Raw genomic sequence first — 19,750 nt, 5'->3', positions numbered from 1 at the left:
CCGAAAGACGCCAACCGGCTGCAAGCTGCCGAGCCGCTTGACGGGGAACGGTCCCGGCCTGCGCGCTTCTCGTTGCATCCGCGCGTCGTTTCAAGCGCCATGGCGATTATTCCTGTGAGTCCACGACCTGGTCTTTTTGGGCGGGTCTTTTGGTGGCTTGAACTTGGCCGCGGGGCGGACCATATCAAGACCATCGGGAAAAATGCCATCCGGGTTTTTCCAGTTTATGTCGCTCTTGAGAGGACAGTGTAACATGAGCCGAATGACGCCTTTCTCCAGCCCGCTTCTCCTGGGTTTCGACGCCATGGAAAAGACGCTGGAGCGCCTGGCGAAGTCCGGCGACAGCTACCCTCCCTACAATATCGAGCGCCTCAGCGGTGCCGACGGCAAGGCCGAAAGGCTGCGCATTACACTCGCCGTCGCCGGTTTCGCCGAAAGCGATCTCGATGTGACAACGGAGGAAAACCAGCTGGTCGTGCGCGGCCGTCAAACCGACGACACCGAGCGCGAATTCCTTCATCGCGGCATTGCCGCGCGCCAGTTCCAGCGCTGTTTCGTGCTGGCCGACGGCATGCGGGTGATCGCGGCGGAACTGAAGAACGGCCTTTTGTCGATCGACCTCGATCGGCCGGAGTCCGAACGGCTGGTACGGAAAATAAATATATCGGTGAAAGACTGATCTTCACTGATGGCTCTCATGCGGGATGGCCTTGAGCGGCGTCCTCGCGCCAAGGAGGCTTGAAATGACCAGAACTGACGAAATCATCACCATGACCAGCGGCGAGTTCGCCCATCTCGGCGAAGGCTCGGTCGCCTATCTGCGCAAGGTCTCGAGCGACGAACTGCTCGGCCGCTTCCCCAACATCGGTGAAATCGCACCCGGCATGGAGCTGTGGGCCCTGTTTGGCGCCAACGGCCAGCCGATCCTGCTTTCCGATGCGCGTGACCGTGCTCTGGCCGGCGCCATGGAAAACGATTTGACCACCGTCGCCATTCATTAAGGCGGGACGGAAACGAAAGGGCCGCTCACGGCGGCCCTTGGGGTGATATCTTAAAGAAGATGACTTCAGGCCGCGTGCGAGGCCTGCGTGTCCGACAAAAGCGCATGGATCGCCGTGGCGTCACGCGTTCCCCTGATCTTGGCCACCGTGTCGGCATCGCGCAGCACGCGCGCGATGCGCGACAGCGCCTTGAGGTGATCGGCACCCGCCCCTTCAGGCGCCAGCAGCAGAAACACCAGATCGACCGGTTGGTCATCCAGCGATTCGAAATCGACGGGCGTTTCCAGCCGGGCGAAAACGCCGGCGATGCGCTTCACGCCGGCAAGCTTGCCGTGCGGGATGGCGATGCCGTTGCCGACGCCGGTCGAACCCAGGCGCTCACGCTGCAGGATGGTGTCGAACACCTCCCGTTCCGGAATGCCCGAAATCGCCGCCGCCCGCTCGGACAGCAATTGCAGAAGCTGCTTCTTGGAGTTCGCCTTCAACGCCGGCAAAATCGCCGGAACGCTGATAAGATCGCTCAGATCCATACTTGAAAATCCTTGTTCGCCTGCCGCGCCAGTCCCCACCCCTCGTGCGGCTGGCTTTTATCCCTGTGCGACTTTGGTCGTGGACGGATCGATCCAGCCGATGTTTCCGTCGGGCCGGCGATAGACGATGTTGAGATGGTCGGTTCCGGCATTGCGGAAAACAACCACCGGACTGTCCTTGGTATCGAGCTCGATGACGGCCGAGGCCACCGACATGGTCTTCAGCGTCATGGTTGATTCGGCGACGATGGCCGGTGCGAAATCCTCCGGGATTTCCTCATCGTCATCGGCAAGCGGTGCCATCACGGTATAGGCAATGTCGGTCAATTCGCCGTTGCCATTGCCCGAATTGTGCGATTTCAGACGGCGCTTGTATCGCCGAAGCCGGGTCTCCAGCCGATCGGCTGCGGCCTCGAAGGCCAGCGTCGGATCCTGGGCATCGCCGGTGGCTTGCAGCGAGGCGCCTGAATCCAGCCGGATCATGCAATCCGCCGAATAGCGCGAACCCGATTTGATGACGGTGACGTGTCCCGCGAAGCCGCGATCGAAATATTTGCCGATCGCTTCACCGACCCGATCGTTGATGCGTGTGCGGAACGCATCGCCGATATCCATGTGCTTTCCCGATATGCGCAGATTCATCTGAAAACTGACCTTCCTTGCTCAGGCTTCAAACTGGCCCGAGTTTATACTCGTGATCCGTGCGCACAAGCTTTGCGGCGTCACTCGCGCCGATTTAAATCCGAACTTTCCGGTTGATCACAAGCCGCCTTCTTGACCGTCCCGGGGTCATGTCGTGACGGACCATCCGCTAGCGGGCATCAGGCCCGTCTCATGCGGGCGGGCTTCTAGCCACTTCACCGTGGCTTGTCAATGAAACTCGAAAACTGTGGAAATCGTGAGCGCATGGAGCTGTCCATCATTTCACGGAAACGCCGCTCCATCTCTTTGCCTTGGCGCAATTGCCAAGGGAAGCGCTATGCGCTTTTCCCGGGAAACCGCTTTACAATTTTCCTGGACTTGCTCTAGCGGCCGGCGCTGGCGAGCGCCCGTTTCTCGCGCCGGCGCTGCACCGACGAGGGAATATTCATGCCTTCCCGGTATTTGGCGACCGTGCGCCGGGCGATATCGACGCCGCTTTCCCTGAGCATGTCGACGATAGCATCGTCCGACAGCACATCGACGGGCTTCTCCTCGTCGATCATTTGCTTGATGCGATCACGCACCGCTTCGGAGGAATGCGCTTCGCCACCGCCCGATGCCGCGATCGAGGCGGTGAAGAAATAGCGCAGCTCGAACACGCCGCGCGGGGTCAGCATGTATTTGTTCGCTGTGACCCGGCTGACGGTCGATTCGTGCATGCCGATGGCGTCGGCCACCGTGCGCAGGTTGAGCGGCTTCAGATGGCGTACGCCATGGACGAGGAAGGCGTCCTGCTGGCGCACGATTTCCGAGGCCACTTTGAGGATCGTCTTTGCCCGCTGGTCGAGGCTGCGCGTCAGCCAATTGGCGTTCTGCAGGCACTCGGCCAGGAAGTCCTTCTCCGCCTGGTTCTTCGCGTGCGGCGACACCTGGGCGAAATAAATATGGTCGACCAGCACGCGCGGCAGCGTTTCGGCATTGAGTTCGACGGTCCAGCTGCCGTCATTGGCCGCCCGCACCTCGACATCGGCGACGATGGCGTCGCTGGCGCCGCCCGAAAAAGCCATGCCGGGCCGCGGGTCGAGCGCCCGGATTTCGGCCAGCATGTCGAGCAAATCCTCCTCGTCGACGCCGCAGACCCGCTTCAGCGTCTGGAAATCGCGCCGTGCCAGCAGTTCGAGATTGGCGACCAGGGCCTTCATCGCCGGATCGAGCCGGTCACGCACGGCAAGCTGCAGGGAAAGGCATTCCGCGAGATCGCGGGCGAACAGGCCGGCCGGCTCGAAGGTCTGGCATACGGCCAGCACCTTGCCCACCGCCAGGCTGTCGATGCCGAGCCGCGCGGCGATCTCCGCCAGATCGGCCCTGACATAGCCGGTCTCGTCGAGCCCATCGGAAAGTTCTCCGGCGATCAGCCGCGCTACGGGATCGGTGAAGGCAAGTGCGATCTGCTCGCCGACATGGTCGCGCAGCGTGATCGCGCTCGCCGCCATGTCGCCGGCATCGAGCCCCTCGGACGAGGAGCCGCCGCCGCTGCCCGAAGCCGATTTCCATTGCGCCGTCAGGTCGGGCCCGAGCCGTTCGCTGGTGCCGGGATCATCGGGAAACAGGTTTTCCAGGGACGTATCGAGCTTTTCCGAGATCGCCTCGGCGCTCCATGCCGTTTCGTTCTCGAACCAGTCGCCGTCGGGGGCGGCTTGCGGCTCGGCCTCGAGCTTCTGCGCCTGATCGCTCGCGGCATCGTCCTGCGGCTCGGCGCGCTCCAGGAGCGGATTGCGCTCGATCTCCTCGTCGATGAAATGCTCAAGCTCGGCATGGGTGAACTGCAGCAGCCGAATCGACTGCATCAGCTGCGGCGTCATCACCAGCGACTGCGACTGTCGGAGCTGTAGTTTCGCCGCCAACGCCATGGCTCGGTTTCAAACGCCTCCTGAACGCGTCCGGACTTCCGGAATGAATTTCACGGCGGGCATAGAAACTGGCCCGGCTTTTGCTTGTCAAGGCAAAGCCTAGCGAAACCCGATTACCGGAGCGTTATCCCGCGGCAAAACCGCGAAAAAACAGGCCGCACCGCCCGAAAAATCGTGTCAGGAAACAAATTTCACGCTCAGAGCAATTCCAAGAGCCGGGGAAAAAACAGCTTCCTGGCCGGAACTTCGTAAAAACAGACGCAGCGAAGCGGCGTGTAGGACAAGGAATTGCTCAGAGGGTAAAACCCTCGCCGAGATAAAGCCGCCGCACGTCGGGATTTGCCACCACTTCGTCGGCGCGGCCATGGGTCAGCACCTGGCCGGCGTGGATGATATAGGCACGGTCGATCAGGCCGAGCGTCTCACGCACATTGTGGTCGGTGATGAGGACACCGATGCCGCGCGCCGTCAGGTGACGCACCAATTGCTGGATGTCGGCGACCGCGATCGGATCGATGCCGGCGAAGGGTTCGTCGAGCAACATGTAGGCCGGACGCGTCGCCAGCGCGCGCGCGATTTCCAGGCGCCGCCTTTCGCCGCCCGAGAGCGACATGGACGGCGCCTTGCGCAGATGGCTGATGTGGAATTCCTCGAGCAGTTCGTCGAGGTTGCGCTCGCGGACCTTGCGGTCTTTTTCCACCACTTCGAGCACGGCGCGGATGTTCTGTTCGACATTGAGGCCGCGGAAGATCGAGGCCTCCTGGGGCAGATAGCCGATGCCGAGGCGCGCGCGGCGATACATCGGCATCGAGGTGACGTCGAAGCCGTCGATCTCGATCGTGCCTTCATCCACCGGCACCAGGCCGGTAACCATGTAGAAGCAGGTCGTCTTGCCGGCGCCGTTGGGGCCGAGCAGCCCGACGGCCTCGCCGGCGCGTACGCCCAGCGTGACGCCGCTGACGACCTTGCGGCCCTTGTAGCTCTTGGTCAGGCCCTTGGCGATCAAGGTTCCCTTGAACTTCGCCTTGTCGGCGGTGACCGTGGCCGGAGCCGAAAGCTTGCCTGCGGCCCGTCCCGGAAGACGCGCCGTCAGCGACGACAGGCTGGCCATCAGGGGTTCGTCGCTCCCGATTTCGACGCATCCGATTTCGGCGGCGGCGTGATCGACATCTGCACGCGCTGCCCAGCGCATGGATCGACCTGGGCCAGTCCGCTTTTCATCTGCACGGTAAGCTTGCAGCCGACCAGCACATTGTCGTTTTGCGACAGGACGACCTTTTTGCCCGAAAGCACCAGCACCTGGCTCTTCATGTCGAAACTGCCCTGATCGCCGGTAGCGACCTGCTGATCCGACTTGATGTACACCTTGTCGGAGATTTCGAGATGGTCGATGTTGGCCGAGCCGGTCATCGCAGCGCCCGCGGCTTCCGTGCCCTTGGCCGCGGCATTGGCATCCTTGATGTAATAGACCATCATCTTGCCGGCCTTCATCAGCGTCGGCCCCTGGACGACGGTGACATTGCCCGTGAAGATGGCGACATTCTCGGCTTGACGCACTTCCAGCTTGTCGCTTTCGATCTGGATCGGCTTGTCACCGGCCAGTTTGAGGCCTGACACCTGACTGGCGGCAGACGACTGCGCCAGCGACGGCGCCAGGCTGAGCAGGAGCAGCGCCGAAGTTGCGGCCGCAAGCCGTGTCGAACTATTGAGCCACATTCGCTTCTTCGCCCTTTGCCTCAGCCGCCTTCAGACTGGCGGCATCAATGTTGACGCGCACCCTATTCTCGAACACCAGGATCTTGCCATTGTCCTGGACCGACAGGGAATTCGCTGTGATCTGCGACCCGCCACGGCTGACATCGACGGGATCATCCGTCTTCATAGTGCCTTTGCCCATGTCGAGGAAGACCGATTTGAACTTGGCCTGCATGCCGTCGGTCGTGGTGATGGTGACGTCGCTGTCCAGTTTCATCGTATTGCCGTCGCGATCATAGGTGCCACGCGAGGCTTTTACCGCCGCGACATTGTCGGGAGCGATCGGCACCTTGGCGTCGATGCCCTCGAGCTCGATGATGCCTTGCGTGCTCACATCCTGTATCGCCCGCAGCGCCGTCATCGAGTAGGGCTGCTTCTGCTTGGTGAAGCCATTGAGTTTGGGATTGGCCATCACCAGCTTGCCGTTGGAGAAGGCGGTGCCTTCCGCCTGCACCGCGACGGAAACGGGGGCGGCGAGATACGAATAGATCGGGAAGGCGACGGCGATCAGCGCCGCGGCCAAGGGCACGGCGAATTTGAGCACGCGCACGCGGCGCGAGTGACGCTGAGCGCGGTCGAAGGCCTCGTCCCGCGTCCAGCCATCCTCCGGGGGAGCCAACTCCGTCTCCGGGCTGGCCGGTTCATTCGGTCGCGCTAACATGACTGCTTTCTTCTAAAACCCGCCCCCGGGGAGCACCGCCTATAGGTGGGACGCCAGCGTCCTCACGCAAGCACAAGCCGACGAAAACCGCAAAAATGTGACAGCTGCCATTGCACAAACGAAACCCGGGTCAGCGCAATAGCCAGTGCTTCATAGCAGAAATAGTCGCCCTTGCGTCTTTTTTCATCACCGAAGTTCTTCCCACTTACCTTGCGTCCCCCGCACAGACCAGTCACAAAACAGACAGCATAAGGACCGTCGCGCGCGGATTGCCGCGCCATGTGCGGGATGGAACTGCTTCCCGATGGAGACATCATGGTCTAAAAGCGTCTCTTCCCGCTGACTGTGAGGCTGACGATGGCATTGAGAGCCGACGACCTGATCGACCGCCGCCGCTTGCGGCGCAAGCTGACTTTCTGGCGTGTCGCGGCCTTTGGCATCGTGGCGCTCGGGGTGATTGCGCTGTCGGCCTGGTTCTATGGCGACGATTTCGGCGGCTCCACCGTCGACCACATCGCCAAGGTCAGGATCGAAGGCACCATCACCGAGGACGACGAACTGATCAAGCGGCTGGAGACCATCCGCCAGTCGTCGAAAGTAAAAGGCGTGATCCTAGTGATCGATTCTCCCGGCGGCACCACCGTCGGCGGGGAATCGATCTACGAGGAGGTGCGCAAGCTCGCCGCCGACAAGCCGGTCGTGGCCGAGGTCGGCACGCTCGCCGCGTCGGCGGGCTACATGATCGCAAGCGCCGCCGACCATATTGTCGCCCGCAAGACCTCGATCGTCGGCTCCATCGGCGTGCTGATCCAGTATCCTGACGTCAGCGGCCTGATGGACAAGCTCGGCGTCAAGCTGGAGGAGGTGAAATCCTCGCCTCTGAAAGCCTCGCCCTCGCCCTTCAAGCCGACCAATGACGACGAACGCGCCATGGTCCGCAAGCTCATCCTCGACAGCTACGACTGGTTCGTCGGCATCGTCGCGGAACGCCGCAAGATGACGCACGAACAAGCACTGGCGCTCGCCGACGGTTCGATCTTCACCGGCCGCCAGGGTGTTGCCAACGGGTTGATCGACGCCGTCGGCGGCGAGTCCGTGGCCATCGACTGGCTGGCGACCAAGGGTGTCGATGCCAAGCTCAAGGTGGTCGAATGGAAGGACACGGAACGGCGCGGCGGCTTCCTGTTCTCGAAGGCGATGGCACGCACGATCGCCGGCGCGCTCGGCTTGCCGGATTCCGGCGGCGACGTCATCCATGAACTTGGCGCCAACCGCTTGTTTCTTGACGGTCTCGTTTCCGTCTGGCACCCTTGAGACGCGTTGGGACAGCTGAAAAAGCAAATAAAATCATCCTGATAATTTTGGCCGAACTGCTTTCACGGGGACCCGTCTGATGATCAAGTCCGAGCTTGTGCAGATTATTGCCACGCGCAATCCGCATCTTTTCCTGCGCGACGTCGAAAACATCGTCGGCGCGATCTTCGATGAAATCACCGACGCGCTTGCCGAGGGCAACCGGGTCGAATTGCGCGGCTTCGGCGCTTTTTCGGTGAAGAATCGACCCGCCCGCACCGGCCGCAACCCGCGCACCGGCGAGTCCGTCGAGGTCGAGGAGAAATGGGTGCCGTTCTTCAAGACCGGCAAGGAACTGCGTGAAAGGCTGAACGGCGGCAAGTAGCCGGACTGCCTTGTCCGGCCGCTTGCAACGGAAAACATTATGCTCAATCGCTTCATGCTCATCGTGGTCTTCGTGCCCCTGGCGATCATCCTGATCGCCTTGGCCGTTGCAAACCGCGAACTCGTCGCCTTCACGCTGGATCCATTCAATCCCGGCAATCCCAAGCTGACGCTGACCTTGCCGCTGTTCATCTTCCTGTTCCTGGCGCTCGCCATCGGCATGATCGTCGGCAGCCTGGCGACCTGGGTAAAGCAAGGCCGCTACCGCAAGCTGGCGCGCCAGCGCGGCGCCGAGGCGGAAAACCTGCGCCAGGCGGTCAGCCGCGCGCCCTCAGTGCCCCAGGGGCCAGTCCAAGGGTCGGTCCAAGGGTCGGCCCAAGGACCGGCATTGCCGAAGCCGACCACTTGAACCGCAGGCCGGCGCATTTCTTTTCACGGAGCTTTTCATGCTGACCATTTCGGCCGCGGAGGTCGATCGTGCGCTGACCTTTCCTGGACTGGTCGAGACGCTGCGCACTGCTTTTCGCGAGGGCGCGGTGCAGCCGGTCAGGCATCATCACGCGGTGGAAAGGCCTGATGGCGCGGCGTCGACCCTGCTTCTGATGCCGGCCTGGACCGATTTTCACGCCGCCGGCGGTTCGGCCGGCGGCCATATCGGCGTCAAGATCGTCACCGTCTCGCCCGACAACAACGCCATCGGCAAGCCAGCCGTGATGGGGCTCTATCTCCTGCTCGATGGCGGCACCGGCGAACCGGAAGCCCTGATCGACGGCCAGCGGCTGACGCAGTGGCGAACGGCCTGCGCCTCGGCGCTCGCGGCGTCCTATCTCGCCCGCGACGACGCCTCGCGGCTGCTGGTGGTCGGCGCCGGCGCGCTCTCACCCTTCCTCGCCAAGGCGCACAGCGCCGTGCGGCCAATCAAGACAATCCGCATCTGGAACCGTACCCCGGCCAACGCCGAGAAAGTCGCGGCCGATCTGTGCGCCGAGGGCTTCGCGGCCAGCGCCGCGACCGATCTCGATGCCGAGCTTGGCCAGGCCGACATCGTCTCCTCGGCGACAATCACCACCAAGCCGCTGGTCAAGGGTACGCTGCTGCGGCCGGGAACCCATGTCGATCTGGTTGGCGGCTTCACCCCGACGATGCGCGAAAGCGATGACGACGCGATCATGCGCGCCCGCGTCTATGTCGACACCCGCGCCGGCGCCACCAAGGAGGCCGGCGACATCGTCCAGCCACTGGCCTCCGGCGTGCTGAAGCCGGAAGCCATCGTCGCCGACCTGCACGAACTGGCGCGCGGCCAGAAGCAAGGCCGCGGCAGCCCCGACGAGATTACGCTTTTCAAATCGGTTGGCGCAGCACTCGAGGATCTTGCCGCCGGCATTGCCGTCTACAAGGCACTCAGGGGCTAGTCGAAGCCAGTTTGGCGCCCATTGCCCGTGCGATCAGGGCGAAATCGGCCGCGCTGATCGGAAACAGGCCAAAGCGCAGCTGGTAACCCCAGTTCGATTTGCCTGCGGTGAATTCCAGCCTCTCAAGCAATGGCTTGATCGGCGTTTCCCCGGCCTGCGCCCAGCCGACATCACGGCGGAACGGCGTGAAGCCGCCGCCCATCTCGCCTTGATAAGGTTCTCCTTCCCGCACCGTGCCGATCGCCGTGAACGCCTGCAGACCGTCTTTCTCCCCCGAAACGGTGGTTGGCGAGTAATAGACGATGCCGTCGCCGGGCCTGACGCGGCGCAGAGGTGCAGCCTTGCCGTGGTTAACCTGCATGAAGCCGCCCTGCCGGCCGCGCCGGACATGCTGCGCCGACGCCACCGCGATCCAATACGCGCTCATTTCTGTTCCCCATTGGCCTGTTCTCCATCGGCCAATGCTTGCCCTCTGACCGGCCGGTGGAGCCGGCGCAGCAACTGGATGAGGTCGAGCAGGCATTCGGAGCGGGACATGGATGATTATCCGGGAGTGGTAGACGATAGGGTCAAGGCTGCGGCAACGGCAAGTGGCGCGCCTGTTCGGAACGGCTTCGGTTCGGAACCGTTGTTGCGTCATGCGAATATACGGCCTCCTGCTATTCTGGTCTGTCTTGACCGCCACGATCGCTGCGCTCAGCCTCGGACCGTCCTTCGCTCATGTCCTGGAATCGGTGCCCCGGCTCATCCGATGGTCCCCGGCGCTTTGGCGCGAGGCCACCGTTTTCAACGGCCAGTTCCTGCTCTTCGCAATCATTGGCGCGCCGCTGGATGTCGCCGCGGTCGCCTGCCCGGGACTGCTGGCATGGCTGTTGCGCGAGGATCGGCCGGCGTTCTGGTTCGCACTCGCCGCCACCTTGCTCTATGCGCTATCCCTGGTGCTTTGGTTCGTTCTCGTCAAACCGGCCAACAATGTTCTCGCCACCTGGATGCCAGGCCCGATTCCGGACGATTTCGAAGCCATGCGGCTGCGCTGGGAGACCGGCCACATGGCTGTCACGGCCGCCAAGGCTGCCGGCTTCGTTTCGTTGGTTGTCGCCCTGCTTTCGATCGGGCGCGGCTGAGCCATCGGCAATCGCAATGTCGCGCGGGTTTGTTGCGCCGGAGGGCATAGCTGTGGCAGAAGCGGGCCGAACCGCCGGAGAAGCTGCCTCTTGAAGTCTTTTCGCGACAAACGCCGCGACGGCCGCCCACACCCAGCGAAGAGCGGGGCCGGACAGCCGCGCCCGCCCGAGAATCGTTCCGCGGTCAAGCCAGATGCCAGGCCGCGCGAACAGCACAATGTGAAAGCGGACAGCCAGCCCGCGCCGAAATCCGCGCCGCGCAACCTCGCCCGTCGCGAAGGCGCCCTGCCCGCAGAACATTTGCCGTTGGTTCTCGAAGTGGCGCCGAATGCCGATTATGCGTTGCTCGACAGCGGCGCGGGACAAAAACTCGAACAATACGGTCCCTACCGCATCGTCCGGCCCGAGGGCCAGGCGATCTGGCAGAAGGCCCTGCCGGCAAGGGACTGGGAGCGCGCCGACGCCATCTTCACCGGCGACACCGACGAGGAAGGCATCGGCCGCTGGCGCTTCCCCAAGACGCCGCTCGGCGAAACCTGGCCGATGAAGCATGACGGCATCGACTATCTCGGCCGTTTCACCTCGTTTCGCCATGTCGGCGTCTTTCCCGAGCAGGCTTCGCACTGGGATCATATGGCAGGGCTGATCGCTGCGGCCAGGCGCCCCGTCAAGGTGCTCAACCTGTTCGGTTATACCGGCCTTGCCTCGCTGGTGGCGGCGCGCGCGGGCGCCGAGGTCACCCATGTCGACGCCTCGAAGAAGGCGATCGGCTGGGCGCGCGAAAACCAGGAGATGGCCGGCCTTGGCGGCAAGCCGATCCGCTGGATCGTCGATGACGCGGTGAAGTTCGCCGAGCGCGAGGAGCGTCGCGGCAGCCGCTACGACATCATCCTGTTCGATCCGCCGGCCTATGGCCGCGGCCCCAAGGGCGAGGTCTGGCAATTGTTCGAGGACCTGCCTGATTTGACGGACCTCTGTCGCTCGATCCTGACCCCAAAACCGCTCGCCGTGGTGCTGACCGCCTATTCGATCCGTGCCTCCTTCTTCGCGATCCACGCCCTGATGCGCGACACCTTCGCCGGCATGGGCGGCAAGGTTGAATCGGGCGAGTTGATCATCCGTGAAAAGTCCGCCGGCCGGGCGCTTTCGACTTCACTGTTTTCGCGCTGGGTGGCCTGACATGAACGAACGGCACGCCGGCGCACCCGGCCAGGTGAAGGAAGTCACCAGTCTTGCCAATCCGCTGGTCAAGGACATCAAGGCACTCGCCTTGAAGAAATTCCGCGACCAGCAGAACGCCTTCATGGCCGAAGGGCTGAAGCTGATCATCGATGCGCTCGATCTGGGCTGGCAGATCAGGACGCTTGTTTTCGCCAAGGCCGGACGCGGCAACGCGGCCGTGGAAAAGGTCGCGGCGCGCACGGTTGCCGCCGGCGGCACCGTGCTCGAAGTATCGGAAAAAGTGCTTGTCGCCATCACCCGCCGTGACAATCCGCAAATGGTGGTCGGCGTCTTCTCGCAGAAATTCCTGGCCCTGAAGGACATCAGTGCCGACAATGGCGATGTCTGGGTCGCGCTCGACCGGGTGCGCGATCCCGGCAATCTCGGCACCGTCATCCGCACCGTCGATGCCGTCGGCGCCAAGGGCGTCATTCTGGTCGGCGACACAACCGATCCGTTTTCGGTGGAAACGGTGCGCGCCACCATGGGTTCCATTTTCGCCGTGCCAGTGGCGAAGGCAACGACCGAGGCATTCCTTGCCTGGCGCGGCGGCTTTTCAGGTCTCGTCGCGGGCACCCATCTGAAAGGCGCGGTCGACTACCGCTCGGTCGATTTTTCCCGCGGGCCGGTGTTGCTGATGATGGGCAACGAGCAGCAGGGCCTGCCCGAAAGCCTGGCGGCGAGCTGCGACAGGCTGCTCAGGATTCCGCAGGCAGGCCGTGCCGATTCGCTCAATCTCGCGGTCGCCACCGGCATCATGCTGTTCGAGATCAGGCGCGGCGCGCTGAAACTCGAACCAATCCCGGACCAGCAATGAAGGTTGTCCAATCGTGAAATCATGGTCTGCCTACGCGCTGCTCGTCATCGTGGCCATCGCGCTCGACCAATGGATAAAGACACTGGTCGAGGCCGGCCTGCCCTTCCAGGAAAAGCTCGACCTGCTGCCCTTCCTGGCGTTGTTTCGCACCTACAACACCGGCATCGCCTTCTCGATGTTCTCCTCCTTCGGCGACACCGGCCTCGTGGTCATCGCCGTGCTGGTCGTCGCTTTCGTGCTTTACCTCGCCACGCGCACGCCATCGGGCCATGTCATCGCCCGTACCGGCTTTGCCCTGATCATCGGCGGCGCGCTGGGCAATCTGATCGACCGTGCCGTCTACGGCCACGTCATCGATTACATCCTGTTCCACACGCCGGTCTGGTCCTTCGCCGTCTTCAACCTTGCGGACGCCTTCATTTCCGTGGGTGCGGCACTGGTCGTGTTCGACGAACTCATCGGCTGGCGGCGTGAACCCAAACCTTCGAACGCCAAGCCTTCCAAAGATTGACCCCGCGCGGCCATCGCCGCACAGTCAGACGCCAAGCAAGTTCGCGGAGAGAAAGATGACCGAAACGTTCAAAGCCATCCTCGTTTCGCGCGACGCCGAGAAAAAACAGTCGGTCGCCGTGACTGATCTCACCGACGCCGATCTGATGGAGGGCGACGTCACCATCGCGGTCGAGGCGACGACGGTGAACTACAAGGATGGACTGGCCATATCGGGCAAGGCGCCGGTGATCCGCCGATGGCCGCTGGTGCCGGGCATCGACCTTGCCGGCACTGTCATCTCCTCTTCCAATCCCGACTGGCGCAAGGGTGACAAGGTCATCCTGAACGGCTGGGGCGTTGGCGAAACCCATTTCGGCGCCTATGCCGGGCGCGCCCGCGTGAAGGGTGACTGGCTGGTGCCGTTGCCGGAGGGCATGAGCGCGCATGATGCCATGGCTGTCGGCACCGCCGGCTACACGGCCATGCTCTGCGTCATGGCATTGGAACGGCACGGCATCCTGCCTGATCGCGGCCCTGTCGTGGTGACGGGCGCTGCCGGCGGCGTCGGTTCGGTCGCGGTCTCCATCCTGTCCAGCCTCGGCTACCATGTCGTCGCCTCGACCGGCCGCAATGCCGAAAGCCCTTATCTGATCAATCTTGGCGCGGCCGAAGTGATATCGCGCGACGAGCTCAACCAGCCCGCCAAGCCGCTGGCCAAGGAGCGCTGGGCCGGTGGTATCGATTCGGTCGGCAGCCACACATTGGCCAACGTGCTGTCAATGACCTCCTATGGCGGGGCGGTCGCGGCCTGCGGCCTCGCCGGTGGCATGGATCTGCCATCGAGCGTGGCGCCCTTCATCCTGCGCGGCGTCTCCCTGCTCGGCATCGATTCAGTGATGGCGCCGAAGGCCGTGCGCCTCGAAGCCTGGCGGCGCATCGGCTCCGATCTCGATGTGGACAAGCTCGCCAGCCTGTCCACGACCATCGGCTTCGACGGCATCATCGGTGCGGCACACGACATCGTCGATGGCAAGATCCGCGGTCGCGTCGTCGTCGACATGTGACCGGACTGAGGGATCGCAGGCCGGACGGAATTGCCACATCGGGCGGCAAATCGGTCTTCGCCGGGGCAAAAACCCCGATCCGCTAAAATTCGAACGATCCCCCGCAATTTTCCATAATGTCTGTCTGGCAAGGATTTCGCATGATCGCGGAATCCGACAGCCAACGGGCCGACCCTGGCGACGACATCGTTGCGGCGCAAGCGCCGGCAATGGCGCGGCGGTTTATCGCCGCGCCGCCGCTGGTGCCCGATCAGCAACCGGCCAAGCGCGAAGGCCTGCCGATCCTGACCTTCGTTGTCATGGTGCTGGCCGGCCTCTCCTACCTGACCGGAGCGCCGGTCTTCATCAGCCTTGCGTTGCTGGCAACAGGCCTTGCCGGCCTGGCCATGCACCTGCACGCCAGGCGCAGCGTACGCCGCAGTACGGTCCTGCTCGACGAAACCACCGCCCGCAACCGCGCCGAGATCGAGACGCTGGCCGACCGCATGTGGGAGATGCAGGAAAGCGAGGAGCGCTTTCGCGGTCTCATCGACGCGCTCGGCGATCTCGTCATCCATCGCGACCGCGACGGTTACATCGTCTATGCCAACAAGGTGTTCGCCGACCTTGTCGAAACCGATCAGCGCGACCTTGCCGGCAAGACGCTGGCCGAACTCGGCATCGAGGTCGGCATCGTTCCCGATGCCGCTTTCTCCGACCATGAATGCCTGAGTTCCACCGACGTCGCCATCCGCACGCCATCCGGGCCGCGCTGGTTCTCCTGGATCGAGCTGTCCGTGCGCGACAAGGACAGCGATGCCGTCTCGCATCGCGCCATCGCGCGCGACATCACCGCCCGCAAGCGCGCCGAATCGTCCATGATCACGGCGCGCGAGCGGGCCGAGTTCGCAAGCCAGGCCAAGTCGCGTTTCCTCGCCACTGTCAGCCATGAGATCCGCACGCCGATGAACGGCATCATGGGCATGGCCAAGCTGCTCGCCGACACCAGCCTGTCGCCGGAACAGCAGACCTATGTCGGCGCCATCTCGACCTCGGCCAGCGCCTTGCTTGCCCTGATCGAGGATCTGCTCGACTATTCCAAGATCGAGGCCGGACGCTTCGATCCCGAACCGCAGCCCATGTCCGTGCGCGAGATCGCCGACAACATCATCGAATTGATGGCCGCGCGCGCCTTCGCCAAGAATATCGGCCTCGGCTGCCATGTCGAACCGGATGTGCCGCAATTGATCACCGCCGATCCGGGCCGGGTCAGGCAGGTGCTGCTCAACCTCATCGGCAACGCCATCAAGTTCACCGACAGCGGCGGCGTGCTGGTCAGCGTCGCGCGCGCCCGCACCGAGACCAGCGACCGCATCTGCTTCACCATCGCCGATACCGGCCCCGGCCTGCGCGACGAGGACATGGAGCGCATCTTCGAGGAGTTCGAGCAGGCCGACGGCACCTCGACGCGCACGCATGGCGGTGCCGGACTGGGGCTTGCCATCTCCAAGCGTCTGGTCACCGCCATGGGCGGCACGATTTCGGTATCCAGCCGGCTCGGCCAGGGATCGGAATTCGTCTTCGAGATTCCGGCCATATCGGCTACCGAGCCGCCGCAGGGCCGGCTGAACGCGCTTGCCGGCCGACGCGCCGTGATCCTGTCCAAGAACACCGTCGAGGCCGACGCCATCGCCCGCACCATCCGCGCCAATGGCGGCGCGGCCGGCATCGCCACCACCGTGGCCCAGGCCGCATCCTTTGCCGACGGCTGTGACGTGCTTCTGGTCGACGCGGCCCTGGAAGAGAGTGACGGGAAGCTGCTCAAGCGGCTTCGCCAGCATGGGTTCACCGATTGCGAAGCCGTCACGCTGATCGCACCCACCGACCGCGGCATGCTTGGCGAGTTTCGTGCCAGCGGCTACGCGACATTCCTTGCCCGGCCGGTGCGCGGAGGAACACTTTTGCGTGTCCTTTTGAGCAGCCAGACGCCGGTCCTCGCCCCGCCGCGGCCGGAAAAACGCCGCGCACCGGCGCTTCGTGCCTCAGGCGAACGCCAACAGGGCCTGTCCGTGCTGATCGCCGAGGACAACGACATCAATGCCATGCTGGCCCGCGCAACGCTGTTGAAGGCCGGGCATCGCGTCAAGGTGGTCGGCAACGGCAAGGCTGCCGTCGAGGCGGTCACCGCCGGCGGGCACAAGCACCGCTTCGACGTGGTGCTGATGGATCTGCATATGCCGGTCATGGACGGATTGGACGCCATTGCCGCGATCCGCCGCCACGAGGAGGAAGCCTCCGTACCGCCGGTGCCGATCATGGTGCTGTCGGCCGACAGCCAGGAAAAGACCCGCCATGCGGTGCTCGCCCACGGCGCCAGCGGCTTCGTCACCAAGCCGCTCGACCCCGACGCGCTGGTCAGCGCCGTCGAGGGCCAGGTCGCCGCTTGAGCCGCCTTTTCCCGGTGCATGGCTGACGAAGCCCGCCAAAAAAAGCAGCCCGGTTTCGGGCGCCCGCGAAGCCAACGCGCGTAGGCTCTTGTGCCGCAACATAGCCGGTTGACCGTTTTCGCCAGCCGACGAAGTATTGCCCGCGACGCCGTATCACGGTACTGTCACAATCCTGTTGCACCTACACCGTATCCCCGTGCCAAGAGGGATGGCTCGAAGGAGAATCACTCGTGCATACAGTTATGCCGGAATGTGACACTCGGCCGAACGCCAGCAGCGCCTTGCTCGCCGGACGTAATGTCGATTCCGTCATAAAAGGCGCAGCGCTCGGCCGTATCGGCAATCTCGAAGTGCGGCTCGCCCGCAACGAGGCCGAGATCGCGGCCGCGCAGGAAGTGCGCTACCGTGTATTTTATGACGAGCTTGGCGCCAGGAAGGATCTGTTCCAGGCGCAGGACCGCCGCGACGCCGATCGCTTCGACCCGCTCTGCGACCATCTCCTCGTCCTCGATACCTCGCTTTCCGGCCCTGAGCACCGCCGCATCGTCGGCACCTATCGCTTGCTGCGGCAAGAAATCGCGGCAACCGCCGGAGGCTTCTATTCCGAAGGCGAATTCGAGCTGACCAAGCTCATCGCCCGCCATCCCGGCCAGCGTTTCCTGGAACTCGGCCGCTCCTGCGTCTTGCCGGAATACCGTTCGAAGCGCACCATCGAGGCGCTGTGGCAAGGCATCTGGGCTTACATCAATCACTACGAGATCGGCGTGATGACCGGCTGTGCCTCCTTCCACGGCACCGTGCCGGCCGCGCACGCCGAGGCGCTCACCTATCTCGCCCATCACTGCCGCACCAACTCGGCCTGGGACGTGCGCGCTGTGTCCGGACGCTACTGCTCCATGGACCTGATGCCGATCGAGGCGGTCAACACCAAGGCGGCGATCGCGGCGATGCCACCACTGGTCAAGGGCTATCTGCGGGTCGGCGCCCGCATCGGCGATGGTTGCGTCATCGACCGCGAATTCTCGACCGTCGACATTTTCGTGGTGATGCCGGTCAAGGAGATCGGGGCCCGCTACGTCAACTATTATGGCGGCGAAGCGCAGCGCTTCGCGGCGTGAGCGAGTAGGCAGTGGTGAAGACGCCACGATTCACGCTTCGGCGACTACTGACAATTTCCCTACTCCCTCTCTTCAGGGAATGTCTTCAGGCCGCCGGCCGGGCCGGCTTTTGTAGGCTGGAAACGTCCAGCCGAAACGGAGCGCACCGCCGCGCACCGCGAACGCCGCGGCGAAGCCGGCCAGTTCTGAAACGATCGGCGGCAATCCTGTGACGTCGCCAGCCGTGAAGATTGCAGCACCTGCGAGAGCGGCCGTAACGTAGATTTCCGGCCTCAGCAGCACCGAGGGCTCGCCGGCCAGCAGATCACGCAGGATGCCGCCTGACGTGGCGGTGAGCACGCCGGTGATGACGGAAACGACCGGCGAACCGGTAATGGCCAGCCCCTTGGCCGCCCCCATCACCGAAAAAGCGGCCAACCCGATGGCGTCGAGCCAGAGCAGCCATTTCCAGCGGGATTCGACACGGTGCGCACCAAAGAACACCAGCACCGCAACCGCCGCGCAGATCAGCACATAGCTGGAGTTGGCGACCCAGAAAACCGGCAGATTGAGGATAACGTCGCGAAGCGTGCCGCCGCCGATACCGGTGACGCTGGCCAGGAACAGAAAGCCGATAATGTCGAGCTGCTTGCGCGACGCCGCCAACGCCCCGGTCGCCGCGAAGACGGCAACGCCGGCATAGTCGAGGAGGGCGATGGGGTTCATGAATTATGCGGTTAAGGGAGCAGGGGAGTAGGGGAGTATGTTAGCACGAAGCCGCATGATTCATACGGCTTCCTGTTTTCCTGCCCTACTCCCCTATTCCCTAATCACGCATCCTTTTCGGCCTGCTCATTGACCGGCCCTGGCTCGACCGGCGCGTCGGCGGCAATTTTCGGGCCGCCCTTGGCGACGCCGACCATGGCCGGGCGCAGCACCCGCTCGCCGATCGAATAGCCCGGCTGCACGACCTGGACCACGGTGTTGGCCGGCACATCGGGATTGGGCACTTCGAACATTGCCTGGTGGAAATTGGGATCGAACTTTTCGCCTTCCGGCGCGAGTTTCTTGACCCCGTGCCGTTCCAGCGCCGACAGCATGGCGCGCTCGGTCAGGTCGACGCCTTCGATCAGTGCCTTGAAGCCGGCGTCCCCCGACGCCTTGGCCTCGGCGGGAATGGCATCCAGCGCGCGGCGCAGATTGTCCGACACCGACAGCATGTCGCGGGCGAAATTCGCCACCGCATAGGTTCGCGCGTCATGCACGTCGCGCGCGGTGCGGCGGCGCAGGTTCTCCATCTCGGCCGCGACGCGCAGCGCGCGGTCCTTCAGTTCTTCGTTTTCCTTCAGCAGTCGTACAAGCGCTTCATAGTCGCCATCGATGCTGCCTTCCGTGCGCTCGGCATTGGCCTCGGCCGCCTCGGCTTCACTGGGCGCGCGTTCGTCTTTTGCCTGGTCGCTCATCGCCGTTTCCCGTCATCTTGAATGGTGTGGATTTTGTGCCCGATATCGAGGTTCGCAGGCCAAAAATCAAGGGGAAAGCAACCGCAAGGCCCTTTGAAGACGCCGGGACGATGCTGCGATTTTAATTCAAATTTTACCGTACTTGCCGGCTTTGCTTGCCTCAGGGGCGTGATGGGGGAACCATTCCCTTGCTGGAGGAGTTTCGGAGCCGACGCAGGATTTTTGAGATGATGACCCGCAAAAAGCTTGAAAAGGGCGAGAGGCTCGCCGCGGAGGTCCGGCGCCAGCTCGGTGCCGAGACGATGGCGCGCTTTCTGCGCACCTTGCCAGCCTTCCACACGGAGACCGACATCCCCGATCGTTTCAGGCAATTGCTCGACCGCCTTGACCGGGTCGAGAATGGCGACGCCTGGCGGCGGCAGTAGGCGCCTCGTCCGGCCTTACGCGACAATTACGCA

Annotated in this window: 23 protein-coding genes; 14 read left to right on the top strand and 9 right to left on the bottom strand. The window is 63.5% G+C overall.

What is annotated here, in order from left to right:
* The first annotated feature begins 253 nt into the window (after positions 1-253).
* Together EN824_RS13595 and EN824_RS13590 are read left to right on the top strand one after the other, a co-directional pair.
* The gene (locus tag EN824_RS13595; RefSeq protein WP_013893014.1) at positions 254-679 is read left to right on the top strand and encodes an Hsp20 family protein; all 426 of its coding nucleotides are present in this window, start codon (positions 254-256) and stop codon (positions 677-679) included.
* A 64-nt stretch (positions 680-743) separates the two neighbouring features.
* Entirely contained in the window at positions 744-1,001 is a 258-nt protein-coding gene (locus EN824_RS13590) for a DUF1150 family protein (protein WP_127869990.1), read from the top strand.
* A 65-nt stretch (positions 1,002-1,066) separates the two neighbouring features.
* Here the strand turns inward: EN824_RS13590 and ptsN are convergent, their stop codons facing one another.
* The 6 genes from ptsN to lptC form a co-directional block, all read right to left on the bottom strand.
* Positions 1,067-1,531, bottom strand: a complete 465-nt coding sequence (gene ptsN, locus EN824_RS13585; RefSeq protein ID WP_010911486.1) for a PTS IIA-like nitrogen regulatory protein PtsN — start codon at positions 1,529-1,531, stop codon at positions 1,067-1,069.
* A gap of 57 nt (positions 1,532-1,588) precedes the next feature.
* The gene (gene raiA, locus EN824_RS13580; protein WP_127279801.1) at positions 1,589-2,173 is read right to left on the bottom strand and encodes a ribosome-associated translation inhibitor RaiA; all 585 of its coding nucleotides are present in this window, start codon (positions 2,171-2,173) and stop codon (positions 1,589-1,591) included.
* A 383-nt stretch (positions 2,174-2,556) separates the two neighbouring features.
* Positions 2,557-4,083: an RNA polymerase factor sigma-54 gene (gene rpoN / locus EN824_RS13575; RefSeq protein WP_127279800.1), complete on the bottom strand. Its 1,527-nt coding sequence runs from the start codon at positions 4,081-4,083 to the stop codon at positions 2,557-2,559.
* Positions 4,084-4,375: 292 nt separating this feature from the next.
* Positions 4,376-5,194 (bottom strand): LPS export ABC transporter ATP-binding protein, encoded by an 819-nt coding sequence (gene lptB / locus EN824_RS13570; protein ID WP_127279799.1) that lies wholly within the window; start codon positions 5,192-5,194, stop codon positions 4,376-4,378.
* Positions 5,194-5,799 (bottom strand): LptA/OstA family protein, encoded by a 606-nt coding sequence (locus tag EN824_RS13565; RefSeq protein ID WP_127279798.1) that lies wholly within the window; start codon positions 5,797-5,799, stop codon positions 5,194-5,196. The genes lptB and EN824_RS13565 overlap by 1 nt, the downstream gene beginning before the upstream one ends.
* On the bottom strand, positions 5,786-6,499 hold the full coding sequence (lptC, locus tag EN824_RS13560; RefSeq protein ID WP_127279797.1) for an LPS export ABC transporter periplasmic protein LptC: 714 nt from the start codon (positions 6,497-6,499) through the stop codon (positions 5,786-5,788). The genes EN824_RS13565 and lptC overlap by 14 nt, the downstream gene beginning before the upstream one ends.
* A gap of 357 nt (positions 6,500-6,856) precedes the next feature.
* Between lptC and sppA the strand changes: the two genes are divergently transcribed.
* The 4 genes from sppA to EN824_RS13540 all read left to right on the top strand — a co-directional run bounded on the left by sppA (position 6,857) and on the right by EN824_RS13540 (position 9,588).
* Entirely contained in the window at positions 6,857-7,813 is a 957-nt protein-coding gene (gene sppA / locus EN824_RS13555) for a signal peptide peptidase SppA (protein ID WP_127869992.1), read from the top strand.
* Between the two features lie 79 nt (positions 7,814-7,892).
* Entirely contained in the window at positions 7,893-8,177 is a 285-nt protein-coding gene (locus EN824_RS13550) for an integration host factor subunit beta (RefSeq protein WP_006200394.1), read from the top strand.
* Between the two features lie 39 nt (positions 8,178-8,216).
* Positions 8,217-8,585 carry a LapA family protein gene (locus tag EN824_RS13545; protein ID WP_135932388.1) on the top strand — a complete coding sequence of 123 codons (369 nt, stop codon included), beginning with the start codon at positions 8,217-8,219 and terminating at the stop codon, positions 8,583-8,585.
* 37 nt (positions 8,586-8,622) lie between these two features.
* The gene (locus EN824_RS13540; RefSeq protein ID WP_127279748.1) at positions 8,623-9,588 is read left to right on the top strand and encodes an ornithine cyclodeaminase family protein; all 966 of its coding nucleotides are present in this window, start codon (positions 8,623-8,625) and stop codon (positions 9,586-9,588) included.
* Here the strand turns inward: EN824_RS13540 and EN824_RS13535 are convergent.
* On the bottom strand, positions 9,578-10,015 hold the full coding sequence (locus EN824_RS13535) for an EVE domain-containing protein (RefSeq protein WP_127279747.1): 438 nt from the start codon (positions 10,013-10,015) through the stop codon (positions 9,578-9,580). The genes EN824_RS13540 and EN824_RS13535 overlap by 11 nt on opposite strands.
* Before the next feature lie 211 nt (positions 10,016-10,226).
* Here EN824_RS13535 and EN824_RS13525 point away from each other — a divergent pair, with 211 nt between their 5' ends.
* From EN824_RS13525 to EN824_RS13495, 7 genes are all read left to right on the top strand, one after another.
* The gene (locus tag EN824_RS13525; RefSeq protein ID WP_127279746.1) at positions 10,227-10,712 is read left to right on the top strand and encodes a DUF1772 domain-containing protein; all 486 of its coding nucleotides are present in this window, start codon (positions 10,227-10,229) and stop codon (positions 10,710-10,712) included.
* Positions 10,713-10,802: 90 nt separating this feature from the next.
* Positions 10,803-11,891, top strand: a complete 1,089-nt coding sequence (locus tag EN824_RS13520; RefSeq protein ID WP_135914990.1) for a class I SAM-dependent rRNA methyltransferase — start codon at positions 10,803-10,805, stop codon at positions 11,889-11,891.
* Between the two features lies 1 nt (position 11,892).
* Positions 11,893-12,750 carry an RNA methyltransferase gene (locus tag EN824_RS13515; RefSeq protein WP_135914989.1) on the top strand — a complete coding sequence of 286 codons (858 nt, stop codon included), beginning with the start codon at positions 11,893-11,895 and terminating at the stop codon, positions 12,748-12,750.
* A 13-nt stretch (positions 12,751-12,763) separates the two neighbouring features.
* Positions 12,764-13,261 (top strand): signal peptidase II, encoded by a 498-nt coding sequence (gene lspA / locus EN824_RS13510; protein WP_135865748.1) that lies wholly within the window; start codon positions 12,764-12,766, stop codon positions 13,259-13,261.
* A gap of 55 nt (positions 13,262-13,316) precedes the next feature.
* Positions 13,317-14,306, top strand: a complete 990-nt coding sequence (locus EN824_RS13505) for an MDR family oxidoreductase (protein WP_135914988.1) — start codon at positions 13,317-13,319, stop codon at positions 14,304-14,306.
* Positions 14,307-14,446: 140 nt separating this feature from the next.
* Complete coding sequence (locus tag EN824_RS13500; protein ID WP_135932387.1) at positions 14,447-16,732, top strand: PAS domain-containing hybrid sensor histidine kinase/response regulator; 2,286 nt, start codon at positions 14,447-14,449, stop codon at positions 16,730-16,732.
* Positions 16,733-16,974: 242 nt separating this feature from the next.
* The gene (locus EN824_RS13495) at positions 16,975-17,850 is read left to right on the top strand and encodes a GNAT family N-acetyltransferase (protein ID WP_167531310.1); all 876 of its coding nucleotides are present in this window, start codon (positions 16,975-16,977) and stop codon (positions 17,848-17,850) included.
* A 72-nt stretch (positions 17,851-17,922) separates the two neighbouring features.
* Here the strand turns inward: EN824_RS13495 and EN824_RS13490 are convergent, their stop codons facing one another.
* Positions 17,923-18,555, bottom strand: coding sequence for a trimeric intracellular cation channel family protein (locus EN824_RS13490; protein WP_127870002.1), 633 nt, complete (start codon positions 18,553-18,555; stop codon positions 17,923-17,925).
* Positions 18,556-18,659: 104 nt separating this feature from the next.
* Positions 18,660-19,292 carry a nucleotide exchange factor GrpE gene (gene grpE / locus EN824_RS13485; RefSeq protein ID WP_127280462.1) on the bottom strand — a complete coding sequence of 211 codons (633 nt, stop codon included), beginning with the start codon at positions 19,290-19,292 and terminating at the stop codon, positions 18,660-18,662.
* 227 nt (positions 19,293-19,519) lie between these two features.
* Between grpE and EN824_RS13480 the strand changes: the two genes are divergently transcribed.
* Positions 19,520-19,717 (top strand): hypothetical protein, encoded by a 198-nt coding sequence (locus EN824_RS13480; RefSeq protein ID WP_127280461.1) that lies wholly within the window; start codon positions 19,520-19,522, stop codon positions 19,715-19,717.
* Positions 19,718-19,750: the final 33 nt, after the last annotated feature.

Source organism: Mesorhizobium sp. M8A.F.Ca.ET.181.01.1.1 (assembly GCF_004792025.1).
Taxonomy (GTDB): domain Bacteria; phylum Pseudomonadota; class Alphaproteobacteria; order Rhizobiales; family Rhizobiaceae; genus Mesorhizobium.
This window is presented reverse-complemented; position numbering and strand designations above follow the sequence as displayed.

Excerpts from the sequence above, each read along its gene's own strand:
- EN824_RS13525 (WP_127279746.1), top strand. The coding sequence starts at position 10,227 with ATGCGAATATACGGCCTCCTGCTATTCTGGTCTGTCTTGACCGCCACG.
- EN824_RS13595 (WP_013893014.1), top strand. The coding sequence starts at position 254 with ATGAGCCGAATGACGCCTTTCTCCAGCCCGCTTCTCCTGGGTTTCGAC.
- EN824_RS13550 (WP_006200394.1), top strand. The coding sequence starts at position 7,893 with ATGATCAAGTCCGAGCTTGTGCAGATTATTGCCACGCGCAATCCGCAT.
- EN824_RS13545 (WP_135932388.1), top strand. The coding sequence starts at position 8,217 with ATGCTCAATCGCTTCATGCTCATCGTGGTCTTCGTGCCCCTGGCGATC.
- rpoN (WP_127279800.1), bottom strand. The coding sequence starts at position 4,083 with ATGGCGTTGGCGGCGAAACTACAGCTCCGACAGTCGCAGTCGCTGGTG.
- ptsN (WP_010911486.1), bottom strand. The coding sequence starts at position 1,531 with ATGGATCTGAGCGATCTTATCAGCGTTCCGGCGATTTTGCCGGCGTTG.
- lptC (WP_127279797.1), bottom strand. The coding sequence starts at position 6,499 with ATGTTAGCGCGACCGAATGAACCGGCCAGCCCGGAGACGGAGTTGGCT.
- EN824_RS13500 (WP_135932387.1), top strand. The coding sequence starts at position 14,447 with ATGATCGCGGAATCCGACAGCCAACGGGCCGACCCTGGCGACGACATC.
- EN824_RS13495 (WP_167531310.1), top strand. The coding sequence starts at position 16,975 with ATGCCGGAATGTGACACTCGGCCGAACGCCAGCAGCGCCTTGCTCGCC.
- EN824_RS13505 (WP_135914988.1), top strand. The coding sequence starts at position 13,317 with ATGACCGAAACGTTCAAAGCCATCCTCGTTTCGCGCGACGCCGAGAAA.
- lptB (WP_127279799.1), bottom strand. The coding sequence starts at position 5,194 with ATGGCCAGCCTGTCGTCGCTGACGGCGCGTCTTCCGGGACGGGCCGCA.
- EN824_RS13490 (WP_127870002.1), bottom strand. The coding sequence starts at position 18,555 with ATGAACCCCATCGCCCTCCTCGACTATGCCGGCGTTGCCGTCTTCGCG.
- grpE (WP_127280462.1), bottom strand. The coding sequence starts at position 19,292 with ATGAGCGACCAGGCAAAAGACGAACGCGCGCCCAGTGAAGCCGAGGCG.
- sppA (WP_127869992.1), top strand. The coding sequence starts at position 6,857 with ATGGCATTGAGAGCCGACGACCTGATCGACCGCCGCCGCTTGCGGCGC.
- EN824_RS13480 (WP_127280461.1), top strand. The coding sequence starts at position 19,520 with ATGATGACCCGCAAAAAGCTTGAAAAGGGCGAGAGGCTCGCCGCGGAG.
- EN824_RS13535 (WP_127279747.1), bottom strand. The coding sequence starts at position 10,015 with ATGAGCGCGTATTGGATCGCGGTGGCGTCGGCGCAGCATGTCCGGCGC.
- EN824_RS13515 (WP_135914989.1), top strand. The coding sequence starts at position 11,893 with ATGAACGAACGGCACGCCGGCGCACCCGGCCAGGTGAAGGAAGTCACC.
- EN824_RS13565 (WP_127279798.1), bottom strand. The coding sequence starts at position 5,799 with ATGTGGCTCAATAGTTCGACACGGCTTGCGGCCGCAACTTCGGCGCTG.
- EN824_RS13590 (WP_127869990.1), top strand. The coding sequence starts at position 744 with ATGACCAGAACTGACGAAATCATCACCATGACCAGCGGCGAGTTCGCC.
- EN824_RS13540 (WP_127279748.1), top strand. The coding sequence starts at position 8,623 with ATGCTGACCATTTCGGCCGCGGAGGTCGATCGTGCGCTGACCTTTCCT.
- raiA (WP_127279801.1), bottom strand. The coding sequence starts at position 2,173 with ATGAATCTGCGCATATCGGGAAAGCACATGGATATCGGCGATGCGTTC.